Annotated in this window: 23 protein-coding genes; 10 read left to right on the plus strand and 13 right to left on the minus strand. The window is 62.9% G+C overall.

The window, feature by feature from the left end:
• Positions 1 to 107: 107 nt before the first annotated feature.
• On the plus strand, positions 108 to 815 hold the full coding sequence (locus AC0YKC_RS18325; protein ID WP_434722745.1) for a purine-nucleoside phosphorylase: 708 nt from the start codon (positions 108 to 110) through the stop codon (positions 813 to 815).
• A 96-nt stretch (positions 816 to 911) separates the two neighbouring features.
• Here AC0YKC_RS18325 and AC0YKC_RS18330 read toward each other — a convergent pair whose 3' ends face one another.
• Both AC0YKC_RS18330 and AC0YKC_RS18335 read right to left on the minus strand, forming a co-directional pair.
• Positions 912 to 1,217, minus strand: a complete 306-nt coding sequence (locus AC0YKC_RS18330; protein ID WP_320295788.1) for a ribbon-helix-helix domain-containing protein — start codon at positions 1,215 to 1,217, stop codon at positions 912 to 914.
• 120 nt (positions 1,218 to 1,337) lie between these two features.
• Entirely contained in the window at positions 1,338 to 1,583 is a 246-nt protein-coding gene (locus tag AC0YKC_RS18335; RefSeq protein WP_488512058.1) for a hypothetical protein, read from the minus strand.
• On the opposite strand from AC0YKC_RS18335, the gene AC0YKC_RS18340 reads away from it, so the two are divergent.
• The 3 genes from AC0YKC_RS18340 to AC0YKC_RS18350 all read left to right on the plus strand — a co-directional run bounded on the left by AC0YKC_RS18340 (position 1,561) and on the right by AC0YKC_RS18350 (position 4,201).
• Positions 1,561 to 1,956 carry a VOC family protein gene (locus AC0YKC_RS18340; protein ID WP_320295786.1) on the plus strand — a complete coding sequence of 132 codons (396 nt, stop codon included), beginning with the start codon at positions 1,561 to 1,563 and terminating at the stop codon, positions 1,954 to 1,956. The genes AC0YKC_RS18335 and AC0YKC_RS18340 overlap by 23 nt on opposite strands.
• Positions 1,957 to 2,032: 76 nt before the next feature.
• The gene (locus AC0YKC_RS18345) at positions 2,033 to 2,581 is read left to right on the plus strand and encodes a gluconate 2-dehydrogenase subunit 3 family protein (protein WP_488512059.1); all 549 of its coding nucleotides are present in this window, start codon (positions 2,033 to 2,035) and stop codon (positions 2,579 to 2,581) included.
• A 48-nt stretch (positions 2,582 to 2,629) separates the two neighbouring features.
• On the plus strand, positions 2,630 to 4,201 hold the full coding sequence (locus tag AC0YKC_RS18350; RefSeq protein ID WP_488512060.1) for a GMC family oxidoreductase: 1,572 nt from the start codon (positions 2,630 to 2,632) through the stop codon (positions 4,199 to 4,201).
• Positions 4,202 to 4,260: 59 nt separating this feature from the next.
• On the opposite strand, the gene AC0YKC_RS18355 is transcribed toward AC0YKC_RS18350, so the two are convergent.
• Positions 4,261 to 4,650, minus strand: coding sequence for a hypothetical protein (locus AC0YKC_RS18355; RefSeq protein ID WP_488512061.1), 390 nt, complete (start codon positions 4,648 to 4,650; stop codon positions 4,261 to 4,263).
• 308 nt (positions 4,651 to 4,958) lie between these two features.
• Here AC0YKC_RS18355 and urtA point away from each other — a divergent pair, with 308 nt between their 5' ends.
• The 6 genes from urtA to AC0YKC_RS18385 all read left to right on the plus strand — a co-directional run bounded on the left by urtA (position 4,959) and on the right by AC0YKC_RS18385 (position 11,164).
• A complete protein-coding gene (urtA, locus tag AC0YKC_RS18360) occupies positions 4,959 to 6,269 on the plus strand; it encodes an urea ABC transporter substrate-binding protein (RefSeq protein WP_320295782.1) in 1,311 nt (436 codons plus the stop codon).
• Between the two features lie 108 nt (positions 6,270 to 6,377).
• A complete protein-coding gene (urtB, locus tag AC0YKC_RS18365; RefSeq protein ID WP_488512062.1) occupies positions 6,378 to 7,994 on the plus strand; it encodes an urea ABC transporter permease subunit UrtB in 1,617 nt (538 codons plus the stop codon).
• Complete coding sequence (urtC, locus tag AC0YKC_RS18370; protein ID WP_488512063.1) at positions 7,991 to 9,202, plus strand: urea ABC transporter permease subunit UrtC; 1,212 nt, start codon at positions 7,991 to 7,993, stop codon at positions 9,200 to 9,202. The genes urtB and urtC overlap by 4 nt, the downstream gene beginning before the upstream one ends.
• 6 nt (positions 9,203 to 9,208) lie before the next feature.
• Positions 9,209 to 9,955 carry an urea ABC transporter ATP-binding protein UrtD gene (urtD, locus tag AC0YKC_RS18375; RefSeq protein ID WP_488512064.1) on the plus strand — a complete coding sequence of 249 codons (747 nt, stop codon included), beginning with the start codon at positions 9,209 to 9,211 and terminating at the stop codon, positions 9,953 to 9,955.
• A gap of 70 nt (positions 9,956 to 10,025) precedes the next feature.
• Entirely contained in the window at positions 10,026 to 10,721 is a 696-nt protein-coding gene (urtE, locus tag AC0YKC_RS18380; protein ID WP_488512065.1) for an urea ABC transporter ATP-binding subunit UrtE, read from the plus strand.
• Positions 10,722 to 10,987: 266 nt separating this feature from the next.
• Positions 10,988 to 11,164: a hypothetical protein gene (locus tag AC0YKC_RS18385; RefSeq protein WP_095765283.1), complete on the plus strand. Its 177-nt coding sequence runs from the start codon at positions 10,988 to 10,990 to the stop codon at positions 11,162 to 11,164.
• 23 nt (positions 11,165 to 11,187) lie between these two features.
• Here the strand turns inward: AC0YKC_RS18385 and AC0YKC_RS18390 are convergent, their stop codons facing one another.
• From AC0YKC_RS18390 to AC0YKC_RS18435, 10 genes are all read right to left on the minus strand, one after another.
• Positions 11,188 to 12,333, minus strand: coding sequence for a GGDEF domain-containing protein (locus AC0YKC_RS18390; RefSeq protein WP_488512101.1), 1,146 nt, complete (start codon positions 12,331 to 12,333; stop codon positions 11,188 to 11,190).
• 112 nt (positions 12,334 to 12,445) lie between these two features.
• Positions 12,446 to 12,700: a hypothetical protein gene (locus AC0YKC_RS18395; protein ID WP_488512066.1), complete on the minus strand. Its 255-nt coding sequence runs from the start codon at positions 12,698 to 12,700 to the stop codon at positions 12,446 to 12,448.
• A gap of 312 nt (positions 12,701 to 13,012) precedes the next feature.
• Positions 13,013 to 13,816, minus strand: coding sequence for a DUF72 domain-containing protein (locus AC0YKC_RS18400; RefSeq protein WP_488512067.1), 804 nt, complete (start codon positions 13,814 to 13,816; stop codon positions 13,013 to 13,015).
• 27 nt (positions 13,817 to 13,843) lie between these two features.
• Positions 13,844 to 14,302, minus strand: a complete 459-nt coding sequence (locus tag AC0YKC_RS18405; protein WP_488512069.1) for a GNAT family N-acetyltransferase — start codon at positions 14,300 to 14,302, stop codon at positions 13,844 to 13,846.
• Entirely contained in the window at positions 14,299 to 14,709 is a 411-nt protein-coding gene (locus tag AC0YKC_RS18410; protein ID WP_488512070.1) for a DUF302 domain-containing protein, read from the minus strand. Before AC0YKC_RS18410 ends, AC0YKC_RS18405 begins: the two co-directional genes overlap by 4 nt.
• A complete protein-coding gene (gene uvrA / locus AC0YKC_RS18415) occupies positions 14,709 to 17,630 on the minus strand; it encodes an excinuclease ABC subunit UvrA (RefSeq protein ID WP_488512071.1) in 2,922 nt (973 codons plus the stop codon). The genes AC0YKC_RS18410 and uvrA overlap by 1 nt, the downstream gene beginning before the upstream one ends.
• A gap of 1,105 nt (positions 17,631 to 18,735) precedes the next feature.
• Positions 18,736 to 19,017 (minus strand): hypothetical protein, encoded by a 282-nt coding sequence (locus tag AC0YKC_RS18420; protein ID WP_320295959.1) that lies wholly within the window; start codon positions 19,015 to 19,017, stop codon positions 18,736 to 18,738.
• A 78-nt stretch (positions 19,018 to 19,095) separates the two neighbouring features.
• Positions 19,096 to 19,698: an ATP-dependent Clp protease proteolytic subunit gene (locus AC0YKC_RS18425; RefSeq protein WP_347349926.1), complete on the minus strand. Its 603-nt coding sequence runs from the start codon at positions 19,696 to 19,698 to the stop codon at positions 19,096 to 19,098.
• 26 nt (positions 19,699 to 19,724) lie between these two features.
• Positions 19,725 to 20,198: an SRPBCC family protein gene (locus AC0YKC_RS18430; protein WP_488512072.1), complete on the minus strand. Its 474-nt coding sequence runs from the start codon at positions 20,196 to 20,198 to the stop codon at positions 19,725 to 19,727.
• Positions 20,195 to 20,509: an ArsR/SmtB family transcription factor gene (locus AC0YKC_RS18435; RefSeq protein WP_127863847.1), complete on the minus strand. Its 315-nt coding sequence runs from the start codon at positions 20,507 to 20,509 to the stop codon at positions 20,195 to 20,197. The genes AC0YKC_RS18430 and AC0YKC_RS18435 overlap by 4 nt, the downstream gene beginning before the upstream one ends.
• Positions 20,510 to 20,575 lie beyond the last annotated feature (66 nt).

Here is a 20,575-nt window from a genome sequence, read left to right on the forward strand (position 1 = left end):
TCCGTTCGGCATTTTTCTGGGATTGCTCTAGGTAAGCCAGCGCTTGCGCATTGCGGCCACCCTGTCATGATGGCGACCGGATGGGTTTATCATGGGGATGGTAGCGCGTGACGCCGCATATCGAGGCGCAGAGGGGGGATTATGCCGAAACGGTGCTTTTGCCGGGCGATCCTGAGCGCGCTCAATGGATGGCGGAAACCTTTCTGGAAGTGCCGCGCTGCGTCAACCGCCGAAGGGGCGCGCTGGGTTTCACCGGCCGGTTCCGCGGCAAGCCGGTCAGCATCCAGGCGACCGGCATCGGCGTTTCATCGTTCCTGATCTACGCCCATGAACTGCTCGACTATCATGGCGTGAAGACGCTGATCCGCACCGGCACATCAGGCGGCTTGTCGCAAGATGTGCCCCTGCGCGGCATCGTCATCTCCAGCGAAGCGCGGGCGGAGGGCGCAATCAGCGGACAGGTGTTCGGGCTTTACCAACCGGCGGGACCGGACCAGGCACTGCATGCGCTGGCTTTGCGACGCGCGGCCGATCTCGGCATCGCCTGCAGCGCGGGTCTGACGATCTGCAGCGACGTGTTTCATCATCCCGACGGGCGCGCCCGGTTCGACGAACCGATGGCGCTGGGGGCGTTGGCCGTCGATATGGAAACCAGTGCGCTCTATCGGATTGCTGCGCAGTTCGGCGCGCGAGCGCTGTCACTGCTCACCGTTGTCGATCATATCGCCACCGGCGAGTTGACCGAGTATTCGGAACGCCAGGCCTTGTTCACCGACATGACCCGGCTGGCGCTCGAAGTCGCCGCGGAGAGCTAAAGCGGTTCGGCGATTGGAAGAGTCGCTGAACCACCTTGGCCGTTTCTTGTCCCGCAGTTGCGGACGGAAACCGCTAAGCACTATTCCTGGAATTGCTTAGGCGGCTTCCCGCTTCAACGCGGCCTGGTCCTCGGCGCTGGGCCGATGGCCGCGCAGATAGAGCGCGCAGGTGGTGCGCAGCATGGAAGCGAAGTTCGGGATCTGGCCGTTGATCTCGATCGCCTCGTCATAGAGCTTCGAGATGAATTTCGGCGTCGTCAGTCCCTGGCTGTCGGCGATCTCGTCAAGCAGATCCCAGAACGTCGCCTCGAGCTGGATGCTGGTTGAATGACCGTCGATACGGATCGACCTGTTGATCTGCCGATAGCCTTCCGGATCCTGTCCGGCAAAGACTCTGCACATCGGTACCTCCCATTGTTGTTTGTCTTGGGCGCCGATTGGGTTGGCTGGCGCCTTTTTGAACACTGCCTGCGTTTATCATTTTCGATCCGATAGCCGGCGACGGCAATCGGACTTTCGTCCTTAAAGCGCGCCGCTCGAAATCGTTTCGGCGCGACGCGCTTCAAGCCTTTGTTTGCTGCATGCCGGTCCCCAAAACCGCGGCACGCTTTTTGGGCGGCATGCAGCTAAACCTGGGGCGACATTAGCCTTTTTCCAGCCCCATGCGTGGTAATCGGCTGCCACCACCTTTTTTCGCCGGCGCGCATAATCGTTTTCGTAAGCACCAGAAGCTGCGGAGACCGATTTGGCGAAGGCGATCCATTCCATGATCCGGGTTCTCGACGAGGCGCGGTCCGTCGATTTCTACAACAAGGCATTCGGCCTTGAGGTGGCGCAGCGGCTCGATTTCGAGACCTTCACGCTCGTCTATCTCAGCAATGGCGACTCGCCTTTCGAGGTGGAACTGACCGTGAACAAGGGGCGTACCGAGCCCTATGCGCTCGGCGACGGCTATGGCCATCTCGCAGTCTCGGTCGCCGATCTCGACAGCGAGCACGACCGGATCGGCGCGCTCGGCCTCAATCCGAAGAAGATCGTCGAGTTCAACCGCGACGGAGCGCTGATCGCCCGCTTCTTCTTCATCGAGGATCCCGACGGCTACAAGATCGAGGTCCTGCAGAGAGGGGGGCGCTTCCAATAGGGGATATTGCCGCGCGGAGGCGCGGCGCCAGCAACGGCACTCTCAAAGGGTGCGCACAGCAAGCAGGGAGGAAATCATGGTCACAGTCTACGAAAAGAGGCCGGTCGATGAGAAGAAGATTGGGCTTTCGCGGCGCGAGCTTCTCAAGCGCGGCGGCGCGGGCGCGCTGCTCATCATCTCCGGCAGCGCAGTCATCAGCCCCGAACATGCCTGGGGTCTCGAAACCGCGGCGCTGAAGCCCGAGACGATGGCGACGCTCATCCAGATGGCGCGCGACATCTATCCGCACGACCAGGTGCCGGACAAATACTACGCCATTGCCGTCAAGGGTCACGACGAGACGGCCGCCAAGGACCCGGCTCACAAGGAGCTGATCGAAAAGGGCATCGCCGAGCTCGACAAGAAGGCCGGCAAGGGCGGCTATCGTGGGCTCGGCTGGGAAGAGGAGCGGGTCGCGCTGCTCACCGGCATCGAGAAGACGCCGTTCTTCCAGACGGTGCGCGGCGGCCTCGTCGTCAGCCTCTACAACCAGAAGGAGGTGTGGCCGATCTTCGGTTACGAAGGCGAGTCCTACTCCAAGGGCGGCTACATCGCGCGCGGGTTCAACGACATCGAGTGGCTCTGAGCCGCTCTGTCTCGAACCGCATTTCGACAGATTTCATGGGAGGAAACCATGGCAGCATCATTTGATCTCAACAACGACGGCGTGGTCGTCATCATCGGTTCCGGCGCCGGCGGAGGCACGCTTGGCAACGAACTGGCGCAGAAAGGCATCGACGTCGTCATCCTCGAGGCGGGCGCCCGCCACGAATATGAGGACTTCATCAACGACGAGTGGGATTCCTTTGCCCAACTTGCCTGGAAGGACAAGCGCACCACCTCGGGCGACTGGCGCGTGGCGAAGGATTTCCCGAACCTGCCGGCCTGGATCGTCAAGTCGGTCGGCGGCTCGACGACACACTGGGCAGGCGCCTCGCTGCGCTTTCAGGAGCATGAATTCAAGGCGGCCACGACCTACGGCAAGGTCAAGGGCGCGAACCTGCTCGACTGGCCGGTGACGCTGGCCGAGATGGAGCCCTATTACGCCAAGGCCGAAGCCAAGATGGGTGTGACAGGCACCAACAACTGGCCGCGGCTGCCTGGCAACAACAACTTCAAGGTGCTCAAGGCCGGCGCCGACAAGCTCGGCTACAAGGAGTGCCATACCGGCAACATGGCCATCAATTCGATCGAGCGCGACGACCGCAATTCCTGCCAGCAGACCGGCTTCTGCTTCCAGGGCTGCAAATGGGGCGCCAAATGGTCGACGCTCTACACCGAGATCCCGAAGGGCGAAGCGACGGGACATCTGGAGGTCCGGCCGAACTCCATGGCGATCAAGATCAACCATGACGCTTCAGGCAAGGTGACCGGCGTCGTCTACGCCGACAAGGACGGCAAGCTGCAGGAGCAGAAGGCCCGCATCGTCGCGGTCGCCGGCAATTCGATCGAGAGCCCGCGCCTGCTGCTCAATTCGGAATCGAGCAAGTTCCCGCACGGGCTTGCCAACTCGTCCGGCCATGTGGGCAAGAACTACATGCGCCACACCACCGGCTCGGTCTATGCGATCTTCGACAAGCCGGTGCACATGTACCGCGGCACCACCATGGCCGGCATCATCCGCGACGAGGCGCGCCACGATCCCTCGCGCGGCTTCGTCGGCGGCTATGAGATGGAAACGCTGTCGCTCGGCCTGCCGTTCATGGCGGCCTTCCTGAACCCTGGCGGCTGGGGCCGTTCCTTCACCACGGCGCTCGATCATTACGACCATATGGCGGGCCTGTGGATCGTCGGCGAGGACATGCCGCGCGAGGAGAACCGCATCACGCTGCACAAGGATGAAAAGGACGAGCACGGCATGCCGATCGCCGACGTCCATTTCGACGACCATCCGAACGATGAAGCGATGCGCGGCCACGCCTACAGCCAAGGCCAGGTGCTCTATGCCGCCGTTGGGGCGACCAGGACCTTCCCGACGCCGCCTTACCCCTCGACCCACAATCTCGGCACCAACCGGATGAGTGAGAAGCCACAGGACGGCGTCGTCAACAAGCACGGCCAGTCGCACGACATCAAGAACCTGTTCGTCTCCGACGGCAGCCAGTTCACCAGCGGCGCGGCGGAGAACCCGACGCTGACCATCGTGACGCTGGCGATCCGCCAGGCCGACTATATCGCAGCCCAGATGTCGGCAAAGACCATTTGACCTCCCGACTGCCTGCTGGCGCGGGACCCGCGAGGGTTCCGCGCCTTTTTTATGCGGGGCTATCTTTTGGTGCAGGTCGAGGCCGTGAAGGCGCCGTCCTGCTGCTTCATGATGATGTCGAAGGAGGGACCGCTCGGGTCGTCCAGCGTCGCCTGCGTCATCGAGATCGAATTGCCGCCGCTGGTGTAGCCGCCGAGCGGACCAAGCCAGGCGATCTCGCCATTGGGGTTCATCTGGTAATTGTAAGGCGGCGGCGCGGCGCCGAAGGTCACCGGGCCGCTATAGAGGCTGCCTTTGACGGTGATCTCGCCCAGGTCGAGGAACAGGCCGAGCAGGTAGACCTCGCAGTGATAGACGCCGTCCGGCAGCTTGCCATCGGCAAACGCGGCGCGGGCGCCGCCGGCGGCGGACACGAGAAGCAGGAAGGTCAGGATCGTGCGCAGGGCCATGACGTTGCTCGTTTGCGCCGCGACCTTGCCCCATTTTGCCATAGGCCCGCAACAGGGCTGATCAGTCTTGCTTCGCTCGCGTGGTGAAAGTTTGGGCATTTTTACCATTTGGGCAAAATCTAGGCAGCGTTGCGTAAACTTTTCTCAACCTGCCGCATCCCAGCGGATGCGAAAACTTTCCCGGCTACCGGATAACAGACTGTAATCTCTTCGTTATCCCGAAATCCCGTTGAGCGCACTCAAGTCTGGCACGTCGCTTGCACAGTCTATGCTGCGATGCAAAACAACCACGCTTGGGAGTGTGTCATATGAGGGGTAACTTCGCGAAAATAACAAAAATCCTGTCGGCGGGTGTCGTCGCGGCCGGTCTGCTGGCGTCGGCTTCCGCCAAGGCGGCTGAAGACACGATCAAGGTCGGCATCCTCCATTCGCTGTCGGGGACCATGGCGATTTCGGAGACGACGCTGAAAGACGTCATGCTGATGCTTATCGAAGAGCAAAACGCCAAGGGCGGCCTGCTCGGCAAGAAACTGGAAGCGGTGGTCGTCGATCCGGCATCCAACTGGCCGCTCTTCGCCGAAAAGGCGCGCGAGCTGATTTCCAAGGACAAGGTCGCGGCCGTGTTCGGCTGCTGGACCTCGGTGTCGCGCAAATCGGTGCTGCCGGTGTTCTCGGAACTCGACAACATCCTGTTCTACCCGGTCCAGTATGAGGGCGAGGAGAGCGAGCGGAACGTCTTCTACACCGGCGCCGCGCCGAACCAGCAGGCCATTCCGGCCGTCGATTACCTGATGAGCGCCGATGGCGGCTCGGTGAAGCGCTGGGTGCTCGAAGGCACCGACTATGTCTATCCGCGCACCACCAACAAGATCCTCGAAGCCTATCTGAAGGCGAAGGGCGTGCCGGCGGAAGACATCATGGTCAACTACACGCCGTTCGGTTTCTCCGACTGGCAGACCGAAGTCTCGGCGATCAAGAAATTCGGCTCGGCCGGCAAGAAGACGGCCGTGGTCTCGACCGTCAACGGCGACGCCAACGTGCCGTTCTACAAGGAACTCGGCAACCAGGGCATCAAGGCCGAGGACATCCCGGTCATGGCATTCTCGGTTGGTGAGGAAGAACTTGCCGGCCTCGACACCAAGCCGCTGGTCGGCCATCTCGCCGCGTGGAACTATTTCGAGAGCGTCAGCACGCCTGAGAACAAGAAGTTCATCGCCGACTGGCACAAGTTCATCAAGAACAACAAGCGCACCACCAACGACCCGATGGAAGCTCACTATATCGGCTTCAACATGTGGGTGAAGGCGGTTGAAAAGGCCGGCACCACCGATCCGGACAAGGTCATCGATGCCATGGTCGGCGTTTCGGTGCCGAACCTGACCGGCGGCTATTCGACGATGATGCCGAACCACCACATCACCAAGCCGGTGCTGATCGGTGAAATCCAGGCCAATGGCCAGTTCCAAACGGTTTCGAAGACGCCGGGCCTGGTGATGGGCGACGAATGGTCCGACTACCTGCCCGACTCCAAGGACCTGATTTCCGATTGGCGCGCGCCGCTCGGCTGCGGCAACTTCAACGTCAAAACCGGCAAGTGCGGCGGCAAGGGCACGAACTGATCCTCCCCGGGCTGGACCTTCAGGTCCATGCCCAAGACCGCGCGCGTCCGGACAGTTCCTCCACTGTCCGGACGCCCCACTTCAAGCTTCAAGGGTCACCAAAAACCGATGAAGATTTTGCATGCGATTGGCCTGACGCTTTTATTCCTGCTGACGACGCTGTCGTCTTCGGGCGCTGCGGAAGCCGATCTGCGTGCCATTATCGCCAAATTCGCGACAGTAACGGACTTTTCCGAGACGGGAACAGTCGTTCAAGAGTTGACGGCCACAGGCGATCCGGCTGTCGAACGGCCGCTTGCTGCATTGGCGGACGGCAATCTTTACATTCGTACGGCCGACTCGATGGTGTTTGTCGGCAAGGAAGGCGACGAGAACATCCAGCTTTTCGACCCTCTGAGCGGCGAGGCAGCAGGCGAGGCCTCCGAGGACGACATAACCAAGATCAGCGTCAACAACACGTTGCGCCGCACTATCCGCGATGCATTGGGCACGTTGACGCTTGGTTCCAAGGATCCGACTGTCCGCATCGCCGCCGCAGACACAATGTTCAAGACACCGGACGCCGCCAATATCAGCCCGCTCGACGCAGCCATCGCCAGCGAAAGCGTGGCGAGCGTCAAGGCTTTGCTGGAACAGGCGCGTGCCGCTTCCATTCTGGTTTCAGACAAGCCCGATGCAGACAAGCTCGCCGCAATCGCCGTGATCGGTGCGCGTGGCGACCGTAGCGCGGTTTCGCTGCTCACCTCGGTCGAGGCCAACGCCTCTGGAGCAGTCAAGGAAGCCGCGACAGCTGCAATCGCGGCCATCAATTCGACGTTGGCCTTTTGGGATGCCGGACAGAACATCTGGTACGGCATTTCGCTGGGTTCCGTGCTGCTGCTGGCCGCGATCGGGCTCGCCATCACCTTCGGCGTCATGGGCGTCATCAACATGGCACATGGCGAGATGGTGATGCTTGGCGCCTACACCACCTTCGTCGTCCAGCAGGTGATCCGCACCTCGTTCCCTGGCCTGTTCGACTGGTCGCTGGTCATCGCGCTGCCGCTCGCCTTCCTTGTGGCAGGGCTGGTCGGTCTTGCCATCGAGCGCGGCATCATCCGGTTCCTCTATGGCCGGCCGCTGGAAACGCTTCTGGCTACCTGGGGCGTCTCGCTGATCCTGCAGCAGGCGGTGCGCACCATTTTCGGGCCGACCAACCAGGAGGTAGGCAACCCGTCCTGGATGTCCGGCTCGTTCGACGTCGGCCAACTGGCCATCACCTGGAACCGACTCTGGATCCTGGTTTTCGCGCTCACCGTCTTCGGCGTGTTGCTCTATGTGATGAAGCGCACGCCCTGGGGCCTACAGATGCGCGCCGTCACCGCCAATCGGCGCATGGCCGCCTCGATGGGCATCAGCACGCCGTGGGTCGACGCGCTGACCTTCGCGCTGGGATCCGGCATCGCCGGCATTGCCGGCGTGGCGCTCAGCCAGATCGACAATGTCTCGCCCAATCTCGGCCGCGGCTACATCATCGACAGCTTCATGGTCGTGGTCTTCGGCGGCGTCGGCAATCTGTGGGGCACGCTGGTCGGCGCCTTCTCGCTCGGTATCGTCAACAAGTTCCTCGAGCCCTATGCCGGCGCGGTGCTCGGTAAGATCGTCGTGCTGGTGCTGATCATCCTGTTCATCCAGAAGCGCCCGCGCGGCCTGTTCGCGCTCAAGGGCAGGGCGGTGGAAGCATGATCGCGCAGCGCTTCCTTTCCGCCGACCGCCGCATCGCCGCCACGATCCTCGCCTTGCTCGCGGCCGCCATCGTCGTGCCGCTGCTCAACCTGGCGGTGTCGCCGCAAAGCGCCTTCTACATCCCGCCCTACATCGTGGCGTTGGTCGGCAAATATCTGTGCTACGCGCTGCTGGCGCTCGCGCTCGATCTGGTCTGGGGCTATTGCGGCATCCTTTCGCTCGGCCACGGCGCCTTCTTCGCGCTCGGCGGCTATGCGATGGGCATGTATCTGATGCGCCAGATCGGCTCGCGCGGCGTCTACGGCAATCCGATCCTGCCGGATTTCATGGTGTTCCTGAACTACAAGGAACTGCCCTGGTTCTGGCACGGCTTCGATCATTTCTGGTTCGCGGTGCTCATGGTGCTGGCGGTGCCGGGCCTGCTCGCCTTCGTTTTCGGCTGGTTCGCCTTTCGCAGCCGCGTCACCGGCGTCTATCTGTCGATCATCACCCAGGCGATGACCTATGCGCTGCTGCTCGCCTTCTTCCGCAACGACATGGGGTTCGGCGGCAACAACGGCCTGACCGACTTCAAGGATATTCTGGGCTTCAACGTGCAGGCCGATGCGACGCGCTCGGCGCTGTTTGCGGCGAGCGCCGTCACGCTGGCGCTCGCCGTCTTCGTCACCGCGGCGATCGTGCGCTCCAAATACGGCAAGCTGCTGATGGCGGTGCGCGATGCCGAGAGCCGCACCCGCTTCCTTGGCTGGCGGGCCGAGAACGTCAAGCTCTTCGCCTTCACCGTCTCGGCCATCATGGCCGGCATCGCCGGCGCGCTTTACGTGCCGCAGGTCGGCATCATCAATCCCGGCGAGTTCGAGCCGTCGAATTCGATCGAGGTGGTGATCTGGACCGCCGTCGGCGGGCGCGGCACCATCGTCGGCCCGATCATCGGCGCGCTGCTCGTCAACGCCGGCAAGTCCTGGTTCACCGGCGTGCTGCCGGAATTCTGGCTGTTCGCGCTGGGCGGGCTGTTCGTCGCCGTCACGCTGCTTTTGCCCAAGGGCATCGTCGGAATGTGGGACGGCTGGCGCGGCAAGGCGAGGGCGCTGCGCGCCGCTTCGCTCGCGGCCGATCCACAGGCGCCGGAGCCAAAGATCGTGCGCTCGGCGGCGAGAACACCGGGCGCCTGGTCGACCGCCGGCGCCGAACCGCAGCCGGCGGAGTGAGCGATCATGAGCAAGTCGAACACCATCCTCTATCTCGACGGCGTCTCGGTTTCCTTCGACGGCTTTCGCGCCATCAACAATCTGTCGCTGGTGCTCGACAAGGGCGAGATGCGCGCGATCATCGGACCCAACGGCGCCGGCAAGACGACGATGATGGACATCGTCACCGGCAAGACGCGGCCGGACGAGGGCGAGGTGTTCTTCGACGGCCAGGTCGATCTTACCCGGCATGACGAGGCCGAGATCGCCATGATGGGCATCGGCCGCAAGTTCCAGAAGCCGACCGTCTTCGAGAGCCACAGCGTCGAGGACAATCTCATGCTGGCGCTGAAGGGACCGCGCTCGATCTTCCCGGCGCTGTTCCATCGCCGCTCGGCGACCGAGACGCGGCGCATCGACGACATACTCGGCGTCATCCGTCTCGGCGACAAGCGTGACGAGTTCGCCGCCAATCTCAGCCACGGCCAGAAGCAATGGCTGGAGATCGGCATGCTGCTTGCGCAGGATCCGAAGCTACTGCTCGTCGACGAGCCGGTCGCCGGCATGACCGATGCCGAGACCGAGGAGACCGCGCGCCTGCTCAAGGACATCGCGCGCGACCATTCGGTGGTCGTCGTCGAGCACGACATGCATTTCGTGCGCGAGCTCGGCGTCAAGGTCACCTGCCTGCACGAGGGCTCGGTGCTGTCGGAAGGCACGCTCGATTTCGTTTCGGCGGACGAGCGGGTCGTCGAAGTCTATCTGGGGCGCTGAGCATGGTCTGGCGAGTTTCGTTCCACCGTTTCGATTTCGCTTTTCTGAAGCGCTGGAGAAGGGGCTGACCATGCTCGAAGTCTCCAACGCCACGCTGCATTACGGCGCCGCCCAGGCGCTGCGCGGCGTTTCGCTGAAGGCCGGCGCCGGCAAGATCACTTGCGTGCTCGGCCGCAACGGCGTCGGCAAGACCAGTTTGATGAGATCGATCGTCGGCCATCACCGGCTGACGAGCGGAAGCGTTGCCTTCGAGGGGAAGGCGCTCGACCGGAGCGCGGCGTATGATCGCGCCCGGTCGGGCATCGCATTCGTGCCGCAGGGCAGGGAGGTTTTTCCCCTGCTGACGGTGCGCGAGAACCTGGAATCCGGTTTCGCGCCGCTCAGGCGTGCCGACCGTAATGTTCCAGCGCATGTCTTTGAGCTGTTCCCGGTCTTGAAGCAGATGCTGTCGCGCCGCGGCGGCGACCTTTCCGGCGGGCAGCAGCAGCAGCTCGCCATCGGTCGGGCACTGGTGATGCGGCCGAAGCTCCTGGTGCTCGACGAGCCGACCGAAGGCATCCAGCCTTCGATCATCAAGGATATCGGTCGCGCCATCCGGTATCTGCGTGACCAGGCGGGGATCGCCGTGCTTCTGGTCGAGCAATATCTCGACTTCTGCCGGGAGCTTGCCGACGAGGTCAACATCATGGATCGCGGCCAGATCGTGCATACCGGTCCCGCCGAGGACCTCAACCGCGCGGATGTGCGGAAGTTCCTGACAGTCTAGAATCGTCGCTCGACTTCGGCTGACACCGCGAACCGATAGCAAGCCCAATATTTCTCTCCGTCGGCTCTGCGCAACTCTGGTGCGCCGAATACCGCATGCTAGTCTTTTCTTGGCCTTGGTGAGTCGGCCGCTTTCCGTATCAGTCGCGAATGAGGGGGAAGGCGCGCGGACACCGCCCGCAAGTTCCACGCAAGCAAGCCTGCTTAGCTTTCCCCGCAGTGATTGTCGGTCAATGCGTCCAAAAAGAATCTTGCCAGGGGACGGCGATGGAACGTTTTGTCGAGGACTATCAGAAGCGACGGCTCACCGAGCGCGTCGATATCATGACGGCGATCAACATCCTGATGTCGCAAGGCTATGACGAGGACCATCTGCTGGATGAGATCACCAAGGTCTTCTACGTCGATCTCGACGCTTTCAACGAAGTGATCTCACACCATTGAGAGTTCGCACGCCGCGGTAGAATTCAACCGGCGCGACGAAAATCCAGGACGCGGTTGCGGCCGCCGCGCTTGGCCGCATAGAGCGCCTTGTCGGCCGCGCTGAGCACTTTGTCGAAGCTCATGCCGTCCGCGCTGCCGAAGGCGAAGCCGGCGCTCACCGTGCAGCGCAATGGCCCGCTCTCGGTCTCCACCGTGCGCGCGGCGAAGGCGGACCTGACACGTTCGGCCGTCGCCTCGGCTGTCTCGGGCAAGGTGCGTCTCAACACCATGGCAAATTCCTCGCCGCCCATGCGGGCGACGGAGTCGCTCGGGCGCAGATCCGTGGAGAGCACCTCGGCAAACACCTTCAACACCTCGTCTCCGGCGGCGTGACCGAACTGGTCGTTGACCGCCTTGAAGCCGTCGAGGTCGAACACCACCACGGCCGTGAAGGCGCCGACGGCTGTCTTGCCGTGCAGGTCGAACAAGGCGCGGCGGTTGAGCAGCCCGGTCAAGGCATCGGTTTGCGCCTCGCGTTGATGATGGCGGGCAAGCCGGCCCTGGTTGAGCGCCAGCGACAAGGCGCCGATGCCGGTCATGGAGGCGATTACGATGACGAGGCTCAGATCCTCCGCCCAATTGCTCGGTGCATGGCCGAGGACGAGCTTGCCGTCCCATGCCAGCACGGCCGCGCACAGCACGAAGGATACGGCGGTCAGCGAATAGAGCAGTGACACGCCAATGAGATGGACGGGTGCTTCCGCGCGACCCCGCCAATATTCATACGCGGTGCCGAACAGGAGCAGCGCGGCCAGCGCATTCTCCAGAATGAAGCCCAGGCCGTCATAGCCGAGCGCCATCGGCGGCAGGGCCAGCGCGAAGGACAAGCCCGCGCCAAGCGCGATCCGCAGCACGGGCGAGCGTCTTGTCCTGTATTGGTAAGCGGCACCCAGCATGACCGAAAAGCCGAGCAGCAGCAGCGCCAGCGTCAGCACGCCAAGCGCCGCTCCGGGCTGCTTGATATAGGCGTCATAGGCAAAGACCTCGACCACCACGACCAGCACGCTGATCGCCCAGGTCAGCAGGAACCTGTCGGAGCGCGCGGCCAGCCAGGTTCCGAACAGCGTGAGGCTGAGGCAGGCGGCGGAGAAGCCGACGGCCAGAAGCAATGAATTGTAGTCGAGCAGCATGTAGGCTTCCTTGCCGCCGCCGGGCTTCTGCAACCTGGCGTAGGTCCATTAGTGCAGCAAGGAAGTATCGATTACGTTACGACAGCGATGAAGGTGCTATAATTCCGCAACGTCAGAGGACCGCCATCGACAGCAGCAGGAGGACGCCGACCGCCATCATCAGCAGACCCGGCCAGTTCTGCGACAGGCCGAGGAAACCAAGTCCGCGCCGCCGCGGCTCCAGTGTCGGGCCCGGTGTTGCCAGGTTCGGCGCCGGGCGATCCGGCGCTGTTGGTGCTGGGTCACTCAGTCGTCCGCGCCGCAGAGCGGCGCCTGCCATGTACACGATGCCGGCGACCGTAAGCAACGCACCGAGGATGACGGTCATCTTTCCTCGCTCCTTTTCCGACGCAGCGGGATTTGGCGAGCGTTTTGCGAGGCGGCAACCTCGCCGTACCGGCCCTCGGCGGTGTCCTGCGGCCGGCGGTTGAGACCAGAACGGTCAAGATGGCCGGCAGGTTCCGACAAGCTAGCCGCCGATAGCGCCGCATCGCCCCGGCAAAGCTCAAGCGTGGGAATAAAGGATTGGCTAGGTCTAATGCATGTCGTTCAGAAGTGTGCAGCAGTTCTGGGACAACGACATGCATCAAAACAAAGACTTAAAGTACGCCGCCTGAATCCGTTTCAGCGCGACGCGCTTTTAGGCTGCCACCCGTTTCATCAGCGCCATCGCACCGAAGGGCGCCCGCACCTTGCCCTCGGTGATGAAGTAGACGAACACATCGCGCGGCTTGACCGGCGCATCGGTCTTGGGATCGGCGCGCGGCAGATCGGCTGGCTGCTTGCCCTGCGCCCAGGCCTTCACGCGTCCCGCCCATTCGTCGAGGCCTTTCGGCGTATAACAATCCGGATTGTCGTCGCTACCGGTCTGCAACCGCGCGTAGACGAAATCGCTGGTGACGTCGGCGATCGCCGGATATTGTGCATGGTCGGCATAGACGATCGCGGCGTTGTATTTTCGGGCCAGCGCCGGGAATTCCGGCACGACGAAGCTGTCATGGCGCACTTCAAGCGCGTGGCGCAAAGGCACGCCGTCCTGCTTCTCGGGCAGAAGTTTCAGGAAGGCTTCGAAATCGTCGGCGTCGAATTTCTTGGTCGGCGCGAATTGCCAGAGAATCGGGCCGAGCTTCTCGCCGAGCGCGGCGACGCCGGAGCCGAGGAAGCGCATCATCGATTCACCTGCTTCGCCGAGCACCCTGCGGTTGGTGACGAAGCGGTTGCCCTTGAGCGAGAAGACGAAACCCTCCGGCGCGTCATTGGCCCATTTGACGAAGGTCGGTTCCTTGAAGCTGGAATAGTAGGTGCCGTTGACCTCGATGCTCGGCACCTGGCGGCTGGCATAGTGCAGTTGCTTGGCCTTGGCGAGTTTGTCCGGATAGAAGGAGGTATCCCAGGGCTCGAAAGTCCAGCCGCCCATGCCGGAGCGGATCTTTCCTTGGCTCATCGTCTTCTCCTCCGTTTCGAAATGCGATCAGGCTGCTTTATCGACCGGCTTCGCCATGTCGACCAACGTCCATCCTGGCCGGTACGGGTTGGCCCGGCGACCCGTTTCGCGATAGCCATAGGCCGCATAGAGCGCGATGTTCCGCTCCATGCGCGAATTGGTGTAGAGCCGTACCTCCGGCACGCCCCATGACCGCGCCTGCTCCTCGGCGAAGTCGAGCAATTTGATGCCGAGCTTCCTGCCCTGGAAAGCCGGCGCGACGGCGACACTGAAGATCATGGCGTGGTCGGAATGACGCTCGAGCACGATCAACCCGGCGAGCTTTGTGTCTTCTTCCAGCAGCCAGACCTCACCGCGCTCGATGCGCGGCGTGTAGTCCTCGGTGACCGGGACCGGGGGTCCGCCGAAGATCGGCGTGTAAGGCGCATAGGCTTCGGCGGTCAGTGCGACGATGGCGGTGAGATCGTCGGGGCGGGCAAGTCTCACGATTGATCTACCCCGGCAGCAGCCGCGACAACCTTTTTCATGCCGGCGGCAATCGCTGCAACAGCATCGCGGCTTGCATCGCCCAGGCCGTGCCGTTCCGCCAACCACCGCGCGTCGTTGTAGGACAGCCAGACCTTGCCTTGTTCGTCTTCCCAGGCCAGCGCCTTGATCGGCAGGTCGATGCCGGCAAGCTGCTGGTCCTGCATCAACGGCGTGCCGCCCTTCGGATGGCCGAAGATCAGCAATTCCGTTGGACGCAGCGGCGCGCCGATCTCCTGCGCGCCGGCGGCGTGGTCGATCCGTGTGAAGACGCGCAGCCCAGCGCCGATGACCGTCTCGACCAGCCGATCGATGGTTTCACCGACACCGAAGCGGCTTTCGATGGAGACTAGGCCGTTACCTGCCATCACTCGGCCGCTTCGCGTTTGCCTCCGGGGCGCCGTTCCAGAAGCTCCTTGAGGAACTGGCCGGTGTAGCTGCGCTTCTCGCGCACGATCGCTTCCGGTGTGCCCGATGCCACCAGTTCGCCGCCGCCGTCACCGCCTTCTGGGCCGAGATCGAGCACCCAGTCGGCGGTTTTTATCACCTCGAGATTGTGCTCGATGACCACCACCGTGTTGCCCTGGTCGACCAGCTCGTGCAGCACTTCGAGCAGCTTCGCCACGTCGTGGAAATGCAGGCCGGTGGTCGGCTCGTCGAGGATGTACAGCGTCTTGCCCGTCGCCTTGCGCGACAGTTCCTTGGCGAGCTTGATGCGCTGCGCCTCGCCGCCCGACAGCGTCGTCGCCTGCTGGCCGATATGGATATAGCCGAGGCCGACCTGGTTCAGCGTTTCCAGCTTGTCGCGAACGCCAGGCACCGCCGCGAAGAAATCGACGCCTTCCTCGACCGTCATGTCGAGCACGTCGGCGATCGACTTGCCCTTGAACAACACGTCGAGCGTCTCGCGGTTGTAGCGCTTGCCGTGGCAGACGTCGCAGGTGACGTAGACATCGGGCAGGAAGTGCATCTCGATCTTGATGACGCCGTCGCCCTGACAGGCCTCGCAGCGGCCGCCCTTTACGTTGAAGGAGAAGCGGCCCGGCTGATAGCCGCGCGCCTTCGCCTCCGGCAGGCCCGCGAACCAGTCGCGGATTGGCGTGAAGGCGCCGGTGTAAGTGGCCGGGTTCGAGCGCGGGGTTCGTCCAATCGGCGACTGGTCGATGTCGATGACCTTGTCGAGGAATTCCAGCCCCTCGATACGGTCGTGCTCGGCCGGATGCTCGCGCGAGCCCATGATGCGGCGCGAGGCCGCCTTGAACAGCGTCTCGATCAGGAAGGTCGACTTGCCGCCGCCTGAGACACCGGTAACGGCGGTGAAGGTGCCGAGCGGGATCTCCGCGGTCACGTTCTTCAGATTGTTGCCGCGCGCGCCGACGATCTTCAGCCGCCGGTTTTTCTTGGCCTCGCGCCGCACGCCAGGCGTCGCCACTTCGAGCGCGCCCGACAGATATTTGCCGGTGATCGAATTGGGATTGGCCATCACCTGCTGCGGCGTGCCCTGCGCGATGATCTCGCCGCCATGGATGCCGGCGGCCGGACCCATATCGACGACATAGTCGGCATGCAGGATGGCGTCCTCGTCATGCTCGACGACGATGACCGTGTTACCGATGTCACGCAGGTGCTTAAGCGTGTCGAGCAGGCGCGTGTTGTCGCGCTGGTGCAGGCCGATGGACGGTTCGTCCAGCACATAGAGCACGCCGGTAAGGCCGGAGCCGATCTGCGAGGCAAGCCGGATGCGCTGGCTCTCGCCGCCCGACAGCGTGCCGGAATTGCGCGACAGCGTCAGATAGTCGAGGCCGACATCGTTGAGGAAGCGCAGGCGCTCGCGGATTTCCTTGAGCACGCGGACCGCGATCTCGTTCTGCTTCTCGTTGAGCTGCGTCGGCAGGTCGGTGAACCACTGGTCGGCCTTGCGGATCGACTGCTCGGTGACTTCGCCGATATGCTTGCCGCCGATCTTCACCGCCAGAGCCTCGGGCTTCAACCGGTAGCCGTTGCAGGCGGGGCAAGGGGTGGCCGACATGAAGCGCTCGATCTCCTCGCGCATCCAGGCCGATTCCGTTTCCTTCCAGCGCCGGTCGAGATTGGGGATGACGCCCTCGAAGGTCTTGGTGGTCTTGTAGGAGCGCAGGCCGTCATCATACTGGAAGGTAATCTCGCGCTCGCCGGTGCCATGCAGCACGGCTTCTTTAGCCTCCGCACTCAGATCCTTGAACTTGTCGCCGAGCTTGAAGCCATAGGCCTTGCCGAGCGCTTCCAGCGTCTGCGCGTAATAGGGCGAGCTCGATTTCGCCCACGGGCTGATGGCGCCGTCGCGCAGCGAGACGTTCTCGTCCGGCACGACGAGGTTGGGATCGATGGCGCGCTGGCTGCCGAGGCCATCGCAGGTCGGGCAAGCGCCGAACGGATTGTTGAAGGAGAAAAGCCTCGGCTCGATCTCGGGAATGGTGAAGCCGGATACCGGGCAGGCGAATTTTTCCGAGAACAGGATGCGCTCATGCGTCTCGTTCTTCGACTTGTTGACGGCATCGTCGCCGGTCTGGCTGGCATCGAGCGGCCGGTCGGCAAACTCGGCCACCGCCAGGCCCTCGGCGAGCTTCAACGCCGTTTCCATCGAATCCGCGAGCCGCGTCGCCAGGTCGCCGCGCACGACGATGCGGTCGACCACCACGTCGATGTCGTGCTTGTACTTCTTGTCCAGCGCCGGCACGTCGGCGATCTCGTAGAAGACACCGTCGACCTTGACGCGCTGAAAGCCCTTCTTCTGCAGCTCCAGCAGTTCCTTGCGGTACTCGCCCTTGCGGCCGCGCACGATCGGCGCCAAGAGGAACAGGCGCGTGCCTTCGTCTAGGGCCAGCACGCGGTCGACCATCTGGCTGACCGTCTGGCTCTCGATCGGCAGGCCGGTAGCCGGCGAATAGGGGATGCCGACGCGCGCGAACAGCAGGCGCATGTAGTCGTAGATTTCGGTGACGGTGCCGACCGTCGAGCGCGGGTTCTTCGAAGTGGTCTTCTGCTCGATCGAGATGGCGGGCGACAGGCCGTCGATCTGGTCGACATCCGGTTTCTGCATCATCTCCAGGAACTGGCGGGCATAGGCCGACAGGCTCTCGACATAACGGCGCTGGCCCTCGGCATAGATGGTGTCGAAGGCGAGCGACGACTTGCCCGAGCCCGACAGGCCGGTCATGACGATCAGGCTGTCGCGCGGCAGGTCGAGATCGACGTTCTTGAGATTGTGTTCGCGCGCCCCGCGAATGGAAAGGTATTTATGGTCGGCCATCGCCGGTCGCCGCCTCAGATCTGGAATTTGCTGGATTGGGCGGGTTTGTCCCGGCCATCCCTTATGTAGGTTGTTTTACCGCCGCGTCGAGAGACGCCACAATCTCGACGGAAGAAGCCAATCATGGGTTTAACCGTCTTTCGCGCGGGCGGGCAAGCGGAAAGAACAAAGGTCGAACACGCTCCTGACAAAGCGTTGTGGAAACAGCCGCGTTGGGAGCGCTGTGGAAACAGTCGCCCTAAGCGTTATCGAAAGCGTTGTGGAAACAAGTGCCGCCGATACCCGGCTCGTTGATCCACAAAGACGCTGGACTTACCTGCACGTAACCTGCGCGCGATCACATTTTTTGGTAACCGGCTATTCAACGGTTGACGTGCCAGGCCCTGGGGAGCAGTCTCGAAGGCGTCAACGAAGCCGGCCGTCTTTCGATGGCCTCGCCGCCCAACAGGCGGCCTGCGAGACGCCGCAGGCGATAGCGATTTGCGCTTCGAACGACATTGTCGCAACGGACCCAGGAGCGGAGCATGACGCCACCGGACAGTCCCTTGAGGCTCCACACGGAGATGGAGCCGCGGCGGGCATAAGTGCCAGGGCAGACTTGAAACGCCAGCCCGACAAACCGTGACTCGCCGATTCCCAACAATCAGAGACGATAGTCGGATCGTCGGCTGAACGCCGCGTTGCATCCGAAATCAAACGCCGGCTGTCCACTCCCGGCTAAAGTTGGATTTCAGATCCATGAAGCCCCATCCATCTGCCAAGCAGGGATGGGGCTTACATTTTGTGGCACTGCTTTGTGACACTGCCAGGTTCGCAGTTGGCCGGAGCCTTCGCAACGTCGTCATTCTAGGGCGGAGCGATGCGAAGCGTAGCGCAGACCCTAGAATCCATGCCGTTACCTCAGCCGAGGGGCACAACGGTGCAAAATTCTGCACCGTCGCATCGCATTCGCGTAACGGCATGGATTCTATGGTCTACACCGCGTCGCTTCGCTCCTTGCTTCGCCATAGAATGACGAGTTGAGAAGCGCCTCGGCCAATCGCCACAGCGCGCTGACAGTGCTAAGGGGACACACCCAATCCGGCAAAATTTCTGTGCAGGATGATCAGTGGTTCGGCAGCTTCATGCCGCCCGTTGCCATGTCGATCGTTATGCTGCCGCCGATCCTGACATCGGTATTGCCGATTTTGAACGTGCCGTCGTTGCCGGCTGGCAGCGCGTCGTCCGGTTCCGGTTGCGGCGCCGGCTTGGCGATGCGGTAGTCGCCGCTGACGCCCGGCAGTTTCTGCGACGAGCTGTCGTCGGCAAAGGCGAAGCCAGCCATCAGCACGCCGGCAAGCACGGCGAGGGCAGCGCACAGACGCCTGGATTGAAGCGGATTGATCATGCGCGGACTATAGAGACGCGGCTGGGGCGATGCCAGAAGCGCGGCGATCAAATTGCCGCGCGTCTGCCCCCGCGATGTTCAGGCGGCCTTCTTGCGCGTGTCGTAGACGTGGTCGACGAGGCCCCATTCCTTGGCTTCCGCCGCGCTCATGAAATAGTCGCGGTCGAGCGTGCGTTCGACCTCCTCGTAGCTGCGGCCGCAATGCCTGGCATAGAGCTCGGTCATGTGCTGCTTGGTGCGCACGATGTCCTCGGCATGGCGCTGGATGTCGGAGGCCTGGCCCTGGAAGCCGCCAAGCGGCTGATGCAGCACTATTCTCGTGTTGGGCAGCGCGATGCGCCGCCCCGGGGCGCCTGCCATCAACAGGAAGGAGCCCATCGAGGCGGCAAAACCCATACACACCGTCGAGACCGGGCAGGAGATGTACTGCATCGTGTCGTAGATGGCGAAGCCGCTGGTCACCATGCCACCCGGCGAGTTGATGTAGAGCGAGATCTCCTTGTCGGGATGGTCCGATTCCAGCGACAGAAGCTGGGCGCAGACCAGCGCCGAGACGTTGTCGTTGATCTCGCCGTTGATGAAGACGATGCGCTCGCGCAGCAGCCGCGAAAAGATATCGAAGGAGCGCTCGCCGCGGCTCGACTGTTCGATGACCATCGGCACCAGATTGGCAATGCTCATGACGGGTTTCCTCGGTTCTCTTTTGATCAGGCCGCGCGCAGCATCATTGAGGGCGCATTGGCGGCGATCGGATTCCTGCGCGCGTCGAGCGAAAGCCCGCATCCGGCGCCGGCAATGGCAACGGGCTCAGCCACCCGCACGAAGCCGTCATGGACGATGCTGAGATGCGTGCCGCCCGAGGCAGTGCGCGCCAGCGTGAAGGTGACGACGCTATCGAAAGCGGGCAGCCGGCTGGCATCATCGGCACCGGGCCGCTCGCGCCACGAATAGCGCAGCACCCTGCCGGGCTCGGCCTCGAGCACCTCGCATTCGATCGGCGCATCCGGTCCGGCAAAGGCGAAGCGGGTGCCGGCCTTAGCCATCATGTCGTTCGGCATCAGCCAGGCGGCGAGCAGTTGCGGCTCGGTCAGCGCGCGCCAGACCTTTTCCGGCGGCTCGGCAACCTCGCATTCGAAGCCGAGCGGCGCCTCGGCCGCTGCCGGGTTCTTTCTCTTGGTCATTGGTCCATTCCCTTCAGAACCGTCTTCAACTTCTCGATGCGTTCCGGCCAGAAGGCGCGGTAGCGTTCGACCCAGCCGAGCAGCGGGTCGAGCCCTTGCGGATCGGCGCGGTAATAGGCGTTGCGGCCGGCGCGTCGCTCGACCACCAGACCGGCGCCGCGCAGCACGGCGAGGTGCTGCGAGACCGCTGGCTGCGACACGCTCATGCCGGCGCGCAGCTCGCTCACGCTCATCTCGCTGGCGGTAAGCCGCTCGTAGACGGCGCGTCGTGTCGGGTCGGCGAGCGCCCGGAAAATCTCTGCTTCGATCATGGATAAAGCATAAGTCGATACTTATTGATTTGGCAAGCCTCCATTTGATCGCCATATCAAGGAGCA

It is taken from the genome of Mesorhizobium sp. CNPSo 4661 (assembly GCF_057784215.1).

Bases quoted from the DNA above. Each gene is read 5' to 3' on its own strand.
- AC0YKC_RS18335 (WP_488512058.1), bottom strand. From the start codon at position 1,583: ATGGAATGGATCGCCTTCGCCAAATCGGTCTCCGCAGCTTCTGGTGCT.
- AC0YKC_RS18390 (WP_488512101.1), bottom strand. From the start codon at position 12,333: ATGCTGCTCGACTACAATTCATTGCTTCTGGCCGTCGGCTTCTCCGCC.
- AC0YKC_RS18425 (WP_347349926.1), bottom strand. From the start codon at position 19,698: ATGAGCATTGCCAATCTGGTGCCGATGGTCATCGAACAGTCGAGCCGC.
- urtC (WP_488512063.1), top strand. From the start codon at position 7,991: ATGATCGCGCAGCGCTTCCTTTCCGCCGACCGCCGCATCGCCGCCACG.
- AC0YKC_RS18345 (WP_488512059.1), top strand. From the start codon at position 2,033: ATGGTCACAGTCTACGAAAAGAGGCCGGTCGATGAGAAGAAGATTGGG.
- urtA (WP_320295782.1), top strand. From the start codon at position 4,959: ATGAGGGGTAACTTCGCGAAAATAACAAAAATCCTGTCGGCGGGTGTC.
- AC0YKC_RS18355 (WP_488512061.1), bottom strand. From the start codon at position 4,650: ATGGCCCTGCGCACGATCCTGACCTTCCTGCTTCTCGTGTCCGCCGCC.
- AC0YKC_RS18400 (WP_488512067.1), bottom strand. From the start codon at position 13,816: ATGAGCCAAGGAAAGATCCGCTCCGGCATGGGCGGCTGGACTTTCGAG.
- AC0YKC_RS18410 (WP_488512070.1), bottom strand. From the start codon at position 14,709: ATGGCAGGTAACGGCCTAGTCTCCATCGAAAGCCGCTTCGGTGTCGGT.
- AC0YKC_RS18430 (WP_488512072.1), bottom strand. From the start codon at position 20,198: ATGACCAAGAGAAAGAACCCGGCAGCGGCCGAGGCGCCGCTCGGCTTC.
- AC0YKC_RS18350 (WP_488512060.1), top strand. From the start codon at position 2,630: ATGGCAGCATCATTTGATCTCAACAACGACGGCGTGGTCGTCATCATC.
- AC0YKC_RS18435 (WP_127863847.1), bottom strand. From the start codon at position 20,509: ATGATCGAAGCAGAGATTTTCCGGGCGCTCGCCGACCCGACACGACGC.
- urtE (WP_488512065.1), top strand. From the start codon at position 10,026: ATGCTCGAAGTCTCCAACGCCACGCTGCATTACGGCGCCGCCCAGGCG.
- AC0YKC_RS18420 (WP_320295959.1), bottom strand. From the start codon at position 19,017: ATGATCAATCCGCTTCAATCCAGGCGTCTGTGCGCTGCCCTCGCCGTG.
- AC0YKC_RS18330 (WP_320295788.1), bottom strand. From the start codon at position 1,217: ATGTGCAGAGTCTTTGCCGGACAGGATCCGGAAGGCTATCGGCAGATC.
- urtD (WP_488512064.1), top strand. From the start codon at position 9,209: ATGAGCAAGTCGAACACCATCCTCTATCTCGACGGCGTCTCGGTTTCC.
- uvrA (WP_488512071.1), bottom strand. From the start codon at position 17,630: ATGGCCGACCATAAATACCTTTCCATTCGCGGGGCGCGCGAACACAAT.
- urtB (WP_488512062.1), top strand. From the start codon at position 6,378: ATGAAGATTTTGCATGCGATTGGCCTGACGCTTTTATTCCTGCTGACG.
- AC0YKC_RS18395 (WP_488512066.1), bottom strand. From the start codon at position 12,700: ATGACCGTCATCCTCGGTGCGTTGCTTACGGTCGCCGGCATCGTGTAC.
- AC0YKC_RS18385 (WP_095765283.1), top strand. From the start codon at position 10,988: ATGGAACGTTTTGTCGAGGACTATCAGAAGCGACGGCTCACCGAGCGC.